Annotated in this window: 14 protein-coding genes; 3 read left to right on the plus strand and 11 right to left on the minus strand. The window is 43.8% G+C overall.

All coding sequences use genetic code 11. The features are described 5' to 3' along the window. Positions 1–15 precede the first annotated feature (15 nt). From recN to dnaN, 4 genes are all read right to left on the minus strand, one after another. Positions 16–1,674 (minus strand): DNA repair protein RecN, encoded by a 1,659-nt coding sequence (recN, locus tag E5358_RS14010; RefSeq protein ID WP_135940802.1) that lies wholly within the window; start codon positions 1,672–1,674, stop codon positions 16–18. 31 nt (positions 1,675–1,705) lie between these two features. Further along, positions 1,706–2,620: a type IX secretion system protein PorD gene (porD, locus tag E5358_RS14015; RefSeq protein WP_135940803.1), complete on the minus strand. Its 915-nt coding sequence runs from the start codon at positions 2,618–2,620 to the stop codon at positions 1,706–1,708. Beyond that, on the minus strand, positions 2,617–3,453 hold the full coding sequence (locus tag E5358_RS14020) for a 3'-5' exonuclease (protein WP_135940814.1): 837 nt from the start codon (positions 3,451–3,453) through the stop codon (positions 2,617–2,619). Before E5358_RS14020 ends, porD begins: the two co-directional genes overlap by 4 nt. Positions 3,454–3,529: 76 nt before the next feature. Further along, complete coding sequence (gene dnaN, locus E5358_RS14025; protein WP_135940804.1) at positions 3,530–4,654, minus strand: DNA polymerase III subunit beta; 1,125 nt, start codon at positions 4,652–4,654, stop codon at positions 3,530–3,532. A 193-nt stretch (positions 4,655–4,847) separates the two neighbouring features. Here dnaN and E5358_RS14030 point away from each other — a divergent pair, with 193 nt between their 5' ends. The 3 genes from E5358_RS14030 (at position 4,848) to eno (ending at position 7,638) form a co-directional block, all read left to right on the plus strand. Continuing rightward, positions 4,848–5,234: a DUF3127 domain-containing protein gene (locus E5358_RS14030; RefSeq protein WP_135940805.1), complete on the plus strand. Its 387-nt coding sequence runs from the start codon at positions 4,848–4,850 to the stop codon at positions 5,232–5,234. A gap of 179 nt (positions 5,235–5,413) precedes the next feature. Continuing rightward, positions 5,414–6,226, plus strand: coding sequence for a TrmH family RNA methyltransferase (locus E5358_RS14035; RefSeq protein ID WP_135940806.1), 813 nt, complete (start codon positions 5,414–5,416; stop codon positions 6,224–6,226). Positions 6,227–6,330: 104 nt separating this feature from the next. Then, positions 6,331–7,638 (plus strand): phosphopyruvate hydratase, encoded by a 1,308-nt coding sequence (gene eno, locus E5358_RS14040; RefSeq protein WP_135940807.1) that lies wholly within the window; start codon positions 6,331–6,333, stop codon positions 7,636–7,638. A gap of 234 nt (positions 7,639–7,872) precedes the next feature. Here eno and E5358_RS14045 read toward each other — a convergent pair whose 3' ends face one another. From E5358_RS14045 to E5358_RS14075, 7 genes are all read right to left on the minus strand, one after another. Further along, positions 7,873–8,241, minus strand: a complete 369-nt coding sequence (locus tag E5358_RS14045) for a hypothetical protein (RefSeq protein WP_135940808.1) — start codon at positions 8,239–8,241, stop codon at positions 7,873–7,875. A gap of 1,378 nt (positions 8,242–9,619) precedes the next feature. Further along, positions 9,620–11,074 carry an RHS repeat domain-containing protein gene (locus E5358_RS14050; protein WP_135940809.1) on the minus strand — a complete coding sequence of 485 codons (1,455 nt, stop codon included), beginning with the start codon at positions 11,072–11,074 and terminating at the stop codon, positions 9,620–9,622. A 118-nt stretch (positions 11,075–11,192) separates the two neighbouring features. Further along, entirely contained in the window at positions 11,193–11,666 is a 474-nt protein-coding gene (locus E5358_RS14055) for a hypothetical protein (protein WP_135940810.1), read from the minus strand. A 34-nt stretch (positions 11,667–11,700) separates the two neighbouring features. Beyond that, entirely contained in the window at positions 11,701–12,906 is a 1,206-nt protein-coding gene (locus E5358_RS14060) for an RHS repeat-associated core domain-containing protein (RefSeq protein WP_277821323.1), read from the minus strand. Positions 12,907–12,953: 47 nt separating this feature from the next. Beyond that, positions 12,954–13,442: an Imm26 family immunity protein gene (locus tag E5358_RS14065; protein ID WP_135940811.1), complete on the minus strand. Its 489-nt coding sequence runs from the start codon at positions 13,440–13,442 to the stop codon at positions 12,954–12,956. 6 nt (positions 13,443–13,448) lie between these two features. Beyond that, positions 13,449–13,937, minus strand: a complete 489-nt coding sequence (locus E5358_RS14070; RefSeq protein ID WP_135940812.1) for a hypothetical protein — start codon at positions 13,935–13,937, stop codon at positions 13,449–13,451. A gap of 11 nt (positions 13,938–13,948) precedes the next feature. Continuing rightward, positions 13,949–14,967 (minus strand): GIY-YIG nuclease family protein (locus tag E5358_RS14075; RefSeq protein ID WP_277821324.1); only part of this gene is annotated, 1,019 nt, incomplete at its 5' end.

A 14,967-nucleotide genomic window follows, 5' to 3' on the forward strand; every position in this document is an offset into this window, starting at 1 on the left:
AGGTGATTATTTATTTTATCCTAAAAGTTCTCGTGCTTGCAGTATGGCAGCTTCGGAAACGGATGAGCCTGACAGCATCTGTGCTATTTCCTGAATGCGCTCGTCGTGTGTGAGATGTGTCATTCTTGTGCGCGTGCCTTCCGCTGTCTCGGTTTTCTGCACACGGTAGTGCTCGCTTCCGAGGGCTGCAATCTGTGGAAGGTGGGTAATAGAGATGACTTGTCTGCCACAGTCTCCCATCTCTTTCATGATGTGAGCCATAGCCTCCGCTATCTTTCCCGACACGCCTGTGTCTATCTCGTCGAAGATAATCGTTGGCAAAGATACGGCATTGGAAATCATTGCTTTAAGGGACAGCATGACACGCGCTATCTCACCACCGGAAGCAACCTGACTGACAGGCTGCACTGCAGTGCTTGTGTTTGCGCTGAAAAGGAATGTCACGCTATTGCTGCCGGAGGGGGTGAGCTCGGTTTCTTTGATGTCTATGATGAACTGCACCTTTGGTATGCCGAGAGGAACAAGGCGTTTGTGCATTTCCGTCTCCACGATTTTTGCGGCTTTCTGTCTTGTCAATGTCAGTGCTGCGGCGCATTTTTCTGCCTTTTCCTTGGTCTCCTGCACAATCTTTTCCTGCTCCATGACAGCCTCATCACTGTTGTCGATAAGTGACAGGCGTTCGCGTAAGTCGTCACGCATGGCCATTAATGATTGTATGTCATTGCAGTGGTGCTTCTTTTCGAGGGTGTACAGCAGGTCAAGTCTGTCATTGATGCGTTCCTGTTCCCGTGGGTCAAAGTCTACATGGTCAAGCAGGGCAGACAGTTCGCCGGAGATGTCTTTGAGTTCTATGTACCCCGAGTCCAGTCGTTCTGCCACTTCCTGCACGGAAGGGAATATGGATGATATTGTGTTTATGGCATTGCTTGCCACCCTCAGTTGCTGTATAGCTCCTGCAACATCGCCATTAAGGGCATCGGTGGCAGAGTATAGTGCCGATTTTATCTCTTCCGAATGCTCCATACTGTCAGAGAGTTTCTCCAATTCCTCCTGCTCGTTGGCATCGGAGAGGTCTGCATCGTCAAGTTCTTGCAGTTGGAAGCGCATGAAATCTTCCTGCTCGCGCCCCTCGTTCATCTGCTTTTGCATCTCAGCAAGCCTTTTCCTTGCCTCGGTATATGCCTTGAATGCCTTTTTGTAGGCAGTCTGTTCCTTGTCGTTTTTTGCAATGATGTCCACCACGGAAAGTTGGAAATCGGCATCACGGAGCAACAGGTTCTGGTGCTGTGAGTGAATGTCCACAAGTCCTTCACTCAGTTCGCGGAGCACAGCCAATGACACAGGAGTGTCGTTGATGAATGCCCGCGACTTGCCGGCAGCGGTCAGTTCGCGGCGCAGGATGCAGTCTGTGCTGTCATAGTCAAGGTCGTTTCTCTCGAAAAATGGTTCAAGACCATATCCCGTAATGTTGAAATGAGCCTCTATTACGCAACGTTGTGTGTCTGCCTTTACCGATTTTGAATCTGCCCTGTGTCCCAGCAGCATTGACAGTGCTCCGAGGATAATGCTTTTTCCGGCGCCTGTTTCTCCCGTGATGACAGAGAAACCTCGTTGGAAATCGATGTCCAGCGAGTCAATGAGTGTGAAGTTGTTTATGGATAAGTTTGTGATCATATAAGGCTGATTGCTTTTGTTTGGGGTGTTCTTATTGCTTGATTTTCTCCCAAGTGCTGTTTAGGGATGCATTAATGCCGAACAGTATGTTGTAGACAGCTTCCTTCTCTTTCTGTGTGCCTTTGCCCTTATAGATGCTTGTGAACTCATCCTTCTTGAAGTCTGTCCATATCTGTGGCAGCATGGAGAGCGGCTTGTTTTGGTGCGCTTCCTGCAGGAGTTGCATGGCAGAGGATATTTCTGTCCTGCCGCGTTCGGCATTGTTTGCCATTTCGTCAAAGCCTTTACGGTAGTAGTTGTATTGGAACATTCGCAGAGGTTCCATTCCTCCGTCAAGGTAGTCGTTGATTATTGCAAAACGGTTCCTGTCGTCTTCAAAGGATTTCCAGCCGGGATACTCCAGCGTTTGTGCGTTGTTGACAAGGTACATGCACTTTTGCAGGACTTCTTCGCCTCCTTTCGGTGAGAATGTGTCAAGGTTCATGCCAATGATAAGGTAGGCATAGTAAGCCATCAGTGCTGTCAATTGGTTGTCAACATTCTCTTCGTTGAAATCCAGTTGATCAAACTGCATATACTTGAATATGAAGTTCTTGTCACTGTTGTTATAGAATGTGGAGTTGTAGGAGGAATTGTAGACAGGGCGGTTTGCTTGGATTAGCGCACTGCATGTGAACGTTCCTGCATCTTTTTCGTACTTTGTGCAGGTAATGTTGAACGTACATTGTATGCGCTCGTTTTTCTGAAACTGAAGACTTGTCCATTGTTTTCCGTTCATGAAATCTTCCATTGCTTGCTTCAGATCATCGAAAACAGAAGCGTCCGTGCCTTGAATCTGGGCATGGTTGATGTTCACTTTCACTTGCAACTCCTGTGCAAGGAGCTTTTGGGGAAATAGCACGGAGTTGGCAATGATAAGGAAAAGAATGGCAAGTCGTTGTTTCATTTTTGTCTGTTTTGGAATTCTCGAAGTCTGATGCGTGTGAGCACTTGCTTTGTGTTGAGTGTGAAATCTCCGCCAAGAACCCAAGAGAAATATCCCGGGTCACGCTTGATTGTTGCGGCAACGGACTGTCCTTTGTATTTTCCGAAATTCCAGACTTCAGTCCTTTTTATTATTCCGTCAGCATCAGCAGCCTCCGCCCAAACGATACGTCCTGCAAAGTCCACATTCTGTTGGTCATTGCAGAACTCCGCAATCTTGTCCATGTCGTTCTCAAGCTGGCGTTCCTCCTCTTCCTGTTTTCCGGGAGCGTACATGTCAAGCTGCCCTTGAAGGACAGCCCATGTGGCAGCGGTGTCCTGATCGGCAAGGTGAGCCTGGAAGTCTTCTTCCATCTTCCTTCCGCAATAGAACTTGTAAGCGGCGGCAAGGCTGCGTCGCTCCATTTTTCGGAAGATGATGCTTGCATCGATAAGGCGTGACTTTGAAAAGTCGAAATCTATGCCTGCGCGCAGGAATTCCTCGGCAAGCAGAGGGACATCAAACTTGTTGGAATTGAATCCGGCGATGTCACATCCTTTGAACTCAGCCTCCAGTTGTGAAGCTATCTGCTTGAATGTCGGAGCATCCTTGACCATGTCGTCAGTGATGCTCGTCAGCTGTTGCACCGGAGCCGGTATAGGCTGCTGTGGATTTACAAAGAGATTGACGGGCTTTTCTGTCCCGTCAATCTCAACTTTTATATATGATATCTGAATTATTCTGTCTTTAGCCAAATCAAGACCTGTTGTCTCAAGGTCAAAGATTATGAGCGGACGTGTAAGGTTCAGTCGCATTTCCTTTGTCAAATGGTTATTGTAATGAGGCATGGATAATGCTATGCCTCAATTTGTTCTGCGTTTTTTGTTCGTGTTAATCGTTAAGGAGCATTGGCATGAGAAGCATGAGGATGTCCTCGTTTTCAGGCTGTTGTGCAGGAATGATGAGTCCGGCGCGTGCAGGGTCGGCAAGCTCCATGATGATTTCCTCACTGTCAAGGTTGTTAAGAACCTCAGTCAGTGTGGTGCCTTTGAATCCGATGTTCATAGGGATGCCATCATATTCACAGATAGACTCTTCCTTTGCACTTGTTGAGAAGTCAATGTCTTCAGAACTGATTTCTATTCTTCCGCTTTCAATGTGGAGGCGTACAAGCTGGCTTGCGTCACTTGCAAAAGGAAGGACACGCTTAAGTGCACCAAGCAGCACCTTGCGGTCGATTGTCATCTTGTTGGAGTTGTTCTGAGGAATCACACTTGCATAGTTAGGGTAGCGTCCTTCGGTCAGGCGGCAGATGAGTGTGCCGTCTGTGTAAGAGATTTCCGCATTACGGTTGTCAAACTTTATCGTGACCTCAGAGTCGTCCTTTGCAAGGACATTTCTGAGCAGTGTTGCCGGTTTCTTTGGCAGGATGAATGATGCAGGCTCTTCGCTTTTTACTGTGAAATTGAGGTTGCGCACGAGTTTGTGTCCGTCGCTGGCAACAATGGCAAGGCTGTCCGGCTTGAGGTCGAAATATATAGCGTTCATCACAGGGCGCAGTTCATCCTGTGCTGTGGCGAACAGAGAGCGTGCAATGTTCTCAGCGATGATGCTTGACTGCATGGTAATCACAGCGGCATCATCCTGCATGGCAATGGTGCGTGGGTATTCTTCAGCAGAGAGTGACACGATGTTGTACATACCGTTAAGGTAGACAATCTTGGTCTGAAGCGTCTCAAGGTTGACATCGATTGTGACAGGCTGCTCTGCAAGCTCCTTCATGGCATCAAGGATTGTGCGGTTTGTGATGCAGAAAGCACCGTTTGTGTCATATTCGTCAAGGGCGATTTTGCTCTTCATCGTGTTCTCGCTGTCCGATGCTGTTATTGCCAGCACGCCATCCTGAACCTCGAAAAGGAAGCAGTCAAGAATAGGCATGGAGTTCTTGCTGTTTATTACTTTTGAAAGTGTGTTCAGCCGACTGCTAAGGGTTGTGCTTGAAACTGTGAATCTCATGATTGTATATTTGCTTTTTTAGTTGTTGTTTTTTGTTCTTCAAGGTACAAATTTACGCATTTATTTATAATAAAACAAAAAAACGATATTAATTTCCCTCCCTTTTAAAAATATTTTAGTAATTTCGCAAACGAATTCAGGAAATCTAACCGAATTAATTTAATAAGTACAAATAGAAATATAAGAATCGATTATGGAATTACAAGGTAAGGTCATTTATGCTGCAGAAAAGCGTACCGGCGAGAGTGCTCGCGGCACATGGGCTGCACAGGATTTTGTTATAGAGACACACGATAGTTTCCCACGCAAGATGGTGTTCTCCGTGTTTGGCGAGGATCGTCTGCAGCGTTTCAATATTCAGGTAGGTCAGGAAGTCAATGTATCTTTCGATATTGATGCTCGTGAGTATAACGGTCGCTGGTTCAACAGTATCCGTGCGTTTGATGTACGCCAGATTGTTGCCAATGCTGCTCCTGTGGCAGGTGACATGCCACCGTTTGCAGAGCCTGCCGCTGCACCTGCTGCTGACCCATTCTCACAGGCAGCGTCAAGCGACAGCACTGACGACCTTCCATTCTAAGTATTGGAAGTGTCTCGTTAAGAGAGATAAAGCCAGAAGTGAATTATTGATAGGCAGATGGATGTGGTCTGAAGATTACTTCGTCAACATATAAGCATACCACGGTTTGCAGGATTTGTCCTCGCTAATCTGTTCGGTATGCTTATTGCTTTTTGTTTCCCTGCTTAATATTATATGATATGCAAAAAGAAATAATAACATCAGCACAAAATCCAAGGATAAAGCATCTGCTCCTGTTACAGCAGAAAAGTTCTGAACGCAGGACATGCGGTCTTTTTGTTGTCGAGGGGCAACGGGAATTGTTACATTGCATAAATGCAGGGTACGAGATTGCCACTTTGTACTGCTGTCCGGATGTTGCGGGGGAAAATGAACTTGAGGGTTTCTTTGCATCTTTCCCTAATGGTTGCCGTGATATTCCTTGTGTGAATATAAGCAAGGCACTTTACGATAAAGTAGCTTATCGCGGTGGTACAGAGGGTGTTATAGCTGAAATAAGAACGCGCTGTAATACTCTTGAAGACCTTTCTTTGCCGGAGAATCCGCTGGTGATTGTCCTTGAAAGTGTGGAGAAGCCCGGCAATCTTGGTGCTGTCTTGCGCAGTGCTGATGCAGCAAAGGCTGATGCGGTGATAGTCTGTGACCCTCTGACAGACCTTTTCAACCCAAACCTCATACGCTCCTCCATAGGTGCGGTGTTTACAGTGCCGACAGTGGCATGCACGTCTGAGGATTGCATATCCTTTCTGAAGCAGCACGACATACAGATTCTTACTGCCCAATTGCAGGATTCACGCTTGTATTACGACACGCCGATGACACAGGGAACAGCTATCGTTATGGGAACAGAGTCAACGGGGCTCACCTCCCAATGGCGCGAGGCTGCGGATGCGCACATACGCATTCCTATGCTTGGCGAGCTTGATTCGCTGAATGTCTCGGTGTCAGCAGCGATACTTATGTTTGAGGCCGTGCGTCAGAGAGCGTTGTAAGAATCTTAGAGGGGAAGATAGCTTAAATGTTCTTTTAGAAGTGACTGTTGAAAATTAATTTGCAATAGTTGCTTAATATTGTTCATTATTAAAACCAATTGACTATGAAGATTGAGAAAATTCATGCAAGGGAAATCCTCGATTCACGAGGCAACCCTACAGTTGAGGTGGAAGTGACCCTCGAAAATGGTGTGATGGGACGTGCTTCAGTGCCGTCCGGTGCTTCAACAGGAGAGAATGAGGCTCTCGAGCTTCGTGACGGTGACAAGGACCGTTATTTGGGCAAGGGCGTGCAGAAGGCAGTTGACAATGTTAACAACATTATTGCTCCTGCACTAAAAGGCTGTAACGCCCTGTGCCAGCGTGCTGTAGACCACAAGATGCTTGATATGGACGGAACTCCGACAAAAAGCAATCTTGGTGCTAATGCTATACTTGGTGTCTCTCTGGCAACAGCAAAGGCTGCGGCAAAGGCGTTGAATTTGCCTCTCTACCGCTATATCGGGGGATGCAACGCGTACACAATGCCTGTGCCGATGATGAACATTATCAATGGCGGTGCGCATTCTGATGCTCCTATCGCATTCCAGGAGTTCATGATACGTCCGGTAAGTGCTCCTACGATAAAGGAAGCTGTGCGTATGGGTGCTGAGGTGTTCCACGCGTTGGCGAAGTTGCTCAAGATGCGTGGCTTGTCTACAGCCGTAGGTGATGAAGGCGGTTTTGCTCCTGCTTTCAATGGAATAGAGGACGCTCTTGACAGTATCATTCAGGCTATCAAGGACGCAGGCTATGAGCCCGGCAAGGACATCAAGATTGCCATGGACTGTGCTGCCTCGGAGTTTGCCGTACAGGAGAATGGCGAATGGTTCTATGACTACCGCCAGTTGAAGAATGGCAAGAAGAAAGACCCTAACGGCAGGAAACTCTCTGCTGCTGAGCAGATTAAGTATCTTGAGGAACTGATTACAAAATATCCTATTGATTCTATTGAGGACGGTCTTGATGAGAATGATTGGGAGAATTGGACTAAGATGACGGCTGCGATAGGCGACCGTTGCCAGTTGGTTGGCGATGACTTGTTTGTGACAAACGTGAAGTTCCTGCAGAAAGGCATCACCATGGGAGCTGCTAATTCTATCCTTATAAAAGTCAATCAGATAGGTTCGCTGACAGAAACACTTGATGCCATAGAAATGGCTCACCGTCATGGCTACACTACCGTCACTTCCCATCGTTCAGGTGAGACTGAAGATACAACCATTGCGGATATTGCCGTGGCAACCAATTCAGGTCAGATTAAGACCGGTTCAATGAGCCGTACAGATCGTATCGCCAAGTACAACCAGCTGATACGCATAGAGGAGGAGCTTGCCGGAGTTTCCGGATATGGCTACACAAAACTGAAATGATATTCTGCTGTTACTTGCCATTCTCTGGTGATACAGAAAGGCAGATGTGGATAACTGCCATGTCATGGTAACATATTCTATAAAACAATATTCCTTGTAGTTCAGCCGCTCATTTATGACTGGTTTACAAGGAATATTGTTTTATAGAATGACAGTGTTTGTATAAATTCTTTCTGTCTTGTGCTAAAGGCAAATGAACCACATATTAATTTGAGTCTGAAATCTGGTAAATGATTATTTGATTCTTGTCAGATTTCCATCGTCAAAGCCTGCTGTGATTATTCTGTTACCAAATAACTTAGCACTATGTTCATCTGCATTACCAATGCAGTCAGCTATTGTTAGTATAACACTATTTTGGAATTCTTCCCATGCCATATCTCTAACATGTTGGCATGACAGTTCCAAATCTTTTTCTTTCGGTTCAAAATCCTCATTACATGTCCAATCATCATCATTGGCATCATATTCCTTCGAACCAATCAGATAAACTGTATATCCGTTTTCTGATTCAAACATACCAAAATTGAATGCGATGATGTCTGGCGGCACTTGTTCCTGCTCAGCAATACGCAGAATCCATTTACATAGTTGTTCTTCCATACTGGTTTCAATATTTAATTTCTTTTTATGCAATAGAATGAGTCCATTATTTTAGGATGTGCAATGTTTCCAATGTATAGTATATCCTGTGTACAATTTTTGAACCTTACGTAGCATTTATAATCATACACACAAGAATATATTGTTGAAAGAATTATAAGGGTCGCACCAAATAGGGTTATTGTTTTGACATATTGCATAGCGATAGGGGGGGGATGTTTCAGTGTAAAAGATGATCCAAACAGAATGCAGTGGAACTTGCTCTGTATTGCTTAGATGTAGCTTGTCTTGTGCAAAGTTACATTTTATTTTTGTAATTCCACAAAGATTTTTCACTTTTTATCCCGGCAGTCAGGCTCTTATGTTGTTTGTTGTTTATCGGTGCAGTGATAATTGTGGATTTATATATCTAACTATTGTTTTTATTCCATATTTGGTTAAACTCCTTCTCTGTAATGAAATCCTCGGAATCCCACACTATATCCGAAAAGTCTTGGTCATATAAAAAAGTGTCACCGCAAATAGGCTGTTCTTCAGATAACTTTATAATGTTGTCAGGGTACACCTCTATCTGTCTGACTGCATTTTCTCCTTGAAAATGAATGTATATTACAACATTTTCATCGTTATACTTTTTTTTATGTAGATGTTGCCTTTCATTAAATCTTAAAATTTTATTCTAAAAACAGAGATTCCACATCCTGTAATTCATGGTAGACTATACGGAGAACTTCTTTATTGTCAATGCTTAAGGTGCTCTGCCAGCGTTCCATAGCAGGACTGTAGGTCAAGGACATATAATAACGCAGATTATCCCAAGCAGAGATAAGTTTGGCTGCTGTCTCGTATGTTGTTTGTATTACTTGCTTTCATTGTGGATTAATACTTTTCCTAATCTTGGTATCTTATATTTCTATCAAATTCACCGTTTTTATCTTTTGTGACAATACATTTGCGATATAACTTTTTGGAACGAATCTCATCCCAAAGGCATTTAATTACGTCTCCCTTTTTTACTAAGAAAAAATAAAAGGTATCGTTATTATTATATAGATGAGTGTTAATATGTATATAGCATGGTGAGTCTGGGTATATAAAAGCATACCGCTTGATAACTTTATCCCTATCAATAAAAATGGTTGCAGTATCAAATGTACTAATAGGATTTCTATTTTCTCCAGAATGTACAATACATTCTATGCGGTCAAAGTCATCACAAAAAGATATGCCTATGAATAGTGTATCATCTGTGCAATTGTTGAGTTCCACATTGGTTCTACTATAGGGTGGAAATGTGCAAGATGAAAATATAGACACAATGGCTCCCCCCAAACCCATACATAATTTTTTTATATACCTCATGAAATCAATTTGTTATTTAGAAAAATATAAACGGTAACAACTTTGATGTATATTTCCCATACATTTTTGTGGCAGCTATTCTTGTTGCATTGAATACACTAATGTTTTGGGCAGGATACCCAAATTTGTCTCCTCCAAGCCATGCTCCTCCAAAATACCCTTGAGATAAATAGTTAGCCCATGTCTCCGTCCAGAAATTATCATGTCCGGAAGGATATAACGTGATGCTGGCAAAGCTTTCCGGCGCGATCACATGCCAATATGCAGCTGCTCCAATCTTGCGATATTGCAGAATATGCCCGAACTCGTGCTGCATCATGGCGCGTCCCGCTTCTGCTCCACTTGTGAATACGCCTTCAGCAGCTATGATTCCACGTTCAGGAACAGTAACAGCACTGAAAGTGTTTTCTATACTTCCTAATCTCTTACTTTCGTACACATTCACATTTTGGTATGTTCCTACATATTTTCCTGTAATTGTAATTTTACCAATTTCTATATCAGAAGGAATATCTCCACAAACAGAATATGCGCCAGCTGTGCTGATATTAGCCTTTCCCGTCCAGAAGTTCGTGCCTTTGTCCAAAGCGTCGAAACCACCGGAAAGACCACCTGAGATACCTCCTGACAATGCTCCGCCGAAACCTGATGACAGACCGGCAAGAAGACCTGTTCCGAAATTGTGACCGTCAACCCATGCATTTCCTGCACCGGAAATGAGGCCTGCGGAAAATCCTGCGCTTGCCCCTGTTGCCGCACCTGCAATGAAGCCTGTGGAGGATACGCCGTTCGCAAGTCCTGCGGCTCCTGCCCAGAAACTGCCGCCCGCCATGGCGACATTCATTCCACCGGCTATTCCTGCGCCGGTGGCTCCGGCAAGGGCTCCTGTGGCGAAATAACCGAGTCCCTTGGCATTGAACTGGAAGCCGTGGGTCATCCAGTTGAAAATTCCTCCAAAGGCAGCGCCGAAGACAAGATGCCAGAATTCCCCGCTCGGATCCGTATATTTCAGGGGATTGTTTATGCAGTAGGAGTAGCGGTTGAAACTCTGCGTGTTGTCGGGCATCTGGACGTAGTTGTCCGGGCTGAGGAAGCGTCCGAGTACGGGGTCGTAGACCCTGCCGTTCATATTTATGAGGTTGAACTCCGGAAGCATCTCGTGCCCAGTATAGCCACGTAGGAAACCTATGGTGTTCATCAGCACAGTCTGTTTGCCCCATGCGTCATAGAGAGCCTCGAAGAGTTTCCCGCCTTTCTCGTTGACTATGCAGAGGATGCTGCCCTGATTGTCCGTTATGGCATGGCAGAGGATGTCGTCCTTTCCGGTCTGACGCACAAGGATTATGTTGCCTCCGAGATAGTAGAACTCGCGTGTCACGCCGTTTTCCTCTATGCGCTCGTAGTCGTCGGAATCGGTTATCACGCGCTTCTCCTCGCCGTTTACGCTCAGCGTGCTCTGCCAGCACTCCATGTCGGGATTGTAGGTGAGGGACGTATCACAACGCAGATTATTCCAAACGGGGATAAATTCAGCTGCTGTCTCTTATTTTATTTGTATTCCTTTCTTTCATCGCTGATTAGAGATTTTCCTAATTTTGGTATCTTATATTTCTGTCAAATTCACCATTTTCATCTTTTTTGACTACCCATTTGCGATATAGCTTTTTAGTTCGTATATCATTCCATGAATATCGTTTAGCGTCTCTCCATTTGATCAGGAAAAAGTAATATGTGCCACTACCTTGATACAGATAATTGGAGTCAACAGAGCATAAAGAATCTGGATATACAAATAACTTACGTGAATTTGAATTGTCCCATAAATAAATCTCTGCTGTATCAATATCATTACATTGAGAGTTATAATGAGGAAACAATAGTCCTTCAATACTATCTATATTATTTATATGTGAACCAGCTATAAAAAGAGTATCATAAGTGCAATTTCTAAACAAGACATTATGTCTATAATATGCACACATTGTTGGTATGCAAGAGTAAATCAAGGAAAGGATTACTGCTATTGTTCCTATTTGTATATATATTTTTTTTATTGTATCCATATTTATGTATTTTTAGTGCACATTGATGTTGTCTTTATAAAATTCCGCGAGGACGAAAAGTCATCTTGCCAAGTAATATTGCAGAATTAATTCTAAATAAGTTGAAATTACTTATGTTTTTAACCGGATAATAAAATCCAGGTCCTTTACCAATCCATTCTTTCCCAAAATATCCTTTAGACAAATAATTCGCCCATGTCTCCGTCCAGAAATTATCATGTCCGGAAGGATATAACGTGATGCTGGCAAAGCTTTCCGGCGCGATCACATGCCAATATGCAGCTGCTCCAATCTTGCGATATTGCAGAATATGCCCGAACTCGTGCTGCATCATGGCGCGTCCCGCTTCTGCTACACTTGTGAATACGCCTTCAGCAGCTATGATTCCACGTTCAGGAACAGTAACAGCACTGAAAGTGTTTTCTATACTTCCTAATCTCTTACTTTCGTACACATTCACATTTTGGTATGTTCCTACATATTTTCCTGTAATTGTAATTTTACCAATTTCTATATCAGAAGGAATATCTCCACAAACAGAATATGCGCCAGCTGTGCTGATATTAGCCTTTCCCGTCCAGAAGTTCGTGCCTTTGTCCAAAGCGTCGAAACCACCGGAAAGACCACCTGAGATACCTCCTGACAATGCTCCGCCGAAACCTGATGACAGACCGGCAAGAAGACCTGTTCCGAAACTGTGACCGTCAACCCAGGAATTTCCCGCACCGGAAATGATGCCTGCGGAGAATCCTGCGCTTGCCCCTGTTGCCGCGCCCGCAATGAAGCCCGTGGAGGATACGCCGTTTGCAAGTCCTGCGGCTCCTGCCCAGAAACCGCCGCCAGCCATGGAGACATTCATTCCTCCGGCTATTCCTGCGCCGGTGGCTCCGGCAAGGGCTCCTGTGGCAAAATAACCGAGTCCCTTGGCATTGAACAGGAAGCCGTGGGTCATCCAGTTGAAAATTCCTCCAAAGGCAGCGCCGAAGATAAGGTTCCAGAATTCCCCGCTCGGATCCGTATATTTCAGGGGATTGTTTATGCAGTAGGAGTAGCGGTTGAAGCTCTGAGTGTTGTCGGGCATCTGGACGTAGTTATCCGGGCTGAGGAAGCGGCCGAGGACGGGGTCGTAGACCCTACCGTTCATATTTATGAGGTTGAACTCCGGAAGCATCTCGTGCCCTGTATAGCCACGTAGGAAGCCTATGGTGTTCCTCAGCACTGTCGGCCCCAGATGTCGCACTTGACGTCAGTATCCTCTGCTGACAGGAATAATGATTGTCCAAATATTTAGTCCAACATTTTCATAGTAAATTCACCTGTCTTTATTTTTGCAGCTATTTGGTCATAAGAAATAACAAGTCCTAAATCCAATTGTCGATATTCATCGGTCATTTCTCCAATGTCCACATATTCTTTATTAATATACCAAACGTACCATCTGTATGATTTTGTCAAATGGCTTATATTTCCTTCATCAAATAATTTGAACATAATATGCTCTGTATCACCAACATCCTTATGTTTCCCAACTTTATACCATGTATTAGCCCTTATTCCCGCACTCAATACTGTATGAGCATAGAAATCCACTTCATCATTTACTATCTCATCCATGTCAGGCACATAGTCCATAGGGTATTTTCTTTTAAATACCCTGATGACAGAACTGTTTAGTTGTGACAAGTCATTGGCCACATACTGGAAGAATCTCTTGTTCTTGTCATCAATTTCAACGCAAAAGATATTGCCGATTTTTGTTACTATTCGTTTTTGCATATATTCTCACTCTAATTCATGGCATGGATATTTGCCAGTTTCAATTCTTGCTTTTATATAACTGTATGGGTAAACATGACCAATATCCAGATGTCTGTATTCATCCGTCATTTCTCCAATTCTAACAAATTCTTTATTAATATACCAGACGTACCATCTATATGATTTAGTCAAGTGACTAATATTCCCTTCACTATATAACCTAAACATGATATGCTCTGTATCACCAACATCCTTATGTTTCCCAACTTTATACCATGTATTAGCCCTTATTCCCGCACTCAATACAGTATGAGCATAGAAATCCACTTCATCATTTACTATCTCATCCATGTCAGGCACATAGTCCATAGGGTATTTTCTTTTAAATACCCTGATGACAGAACTGTTTAGTTGTGACAAGTCATTAGCCACATACTGGAAGAATCTCTTGTGCTTGTCATCCATTTCTACGCAGAAGATATTGCCGATCTTTGTTACTATTTGTTTTTGCATATATTTGATTATTATTGAATTATACCATATTTATACCAATTGTCAGGAGAAATTGAATTTATTTTATTATAAAGTTGTCCTCCGTTTTTTCCCAATCCATATATATTGATAAGACGCTGCTCAATTATTCTTGCCTGAATGCGACTTAATGCTCCAGTACCATTTACAACATCAAAGCGCAGATTTGACCTTTCTGCCCCAGAGTTTAAGTGTTCGTTAAATCTTAATTGCGGATTGCGTTCTGTGATTCCTACATATCTGACATTACCATTAGCATCTCTTCCGATATACACGCTATTTGTACCAGAGCCAAATGGTGTCTCAGGGGAAGTCAAGACCTGTCTTGCTATATCTTCAGGCTGTATCTTGTTTATGTCATATTGGATACTTAATGTTTTTTGTAATCTCTGTTCTTGTATTCCAGAACCAAATCCACTTATCGCACCGGTTACGAGCCCCATTCCGGCACTTTCAAGACCAGACTTTAAGGCACCACCAATTCCTCCTTCATTTCCATTAATCAAACTGAAACCTGTTCCTAATATAAATCCGGCAGAAGAATTGCATAATGAATAATATGCAACATTCCTTAAGACAGTGTTTGGGATGTTCGATGTAAGAACTCCTAATGGTTTCGCAAAATAACCTCCTATCTGTCCTCCAATAGCAGATGTTATCAGCGACATGGTTCCCGATATGCCTACTTGTCCCCAATCAATATTACTCCACCCATTCGTAAAACCTTGGTTTATAATGCTATTACCAGCACCGACAGCAATGGCACTAAGTCCAACTTGTCCATACAATGCACATTCTCCTGCCGCAGCACCTGCTGCAAACAAAGCAGCACCATGCCAAATATTCTTAACATTACCCTCAAACAAATTGACTGCCAAATTTATTGTGCCGCCAATAACGCACGCGAACAAATCGTCTATTCCGAATAGTTCCCCACTCGGATCCGTATATTTCAGAGGATTGTTTATGCAGTAGGAGTAGCGGTTGAAGCTCTGAGTGTTGTCGGGCATCT

The organism is Palleniella muris (genome assembly GCF_004792655.1).
In the GTDB taxonomy this organism is placed as follows: domain Bacteria; phylum Bacteroidota; class Bacteroidia; order Bacteroidales; family Bacteroidaceae; genus Prevotella; species Prevotella muris_A.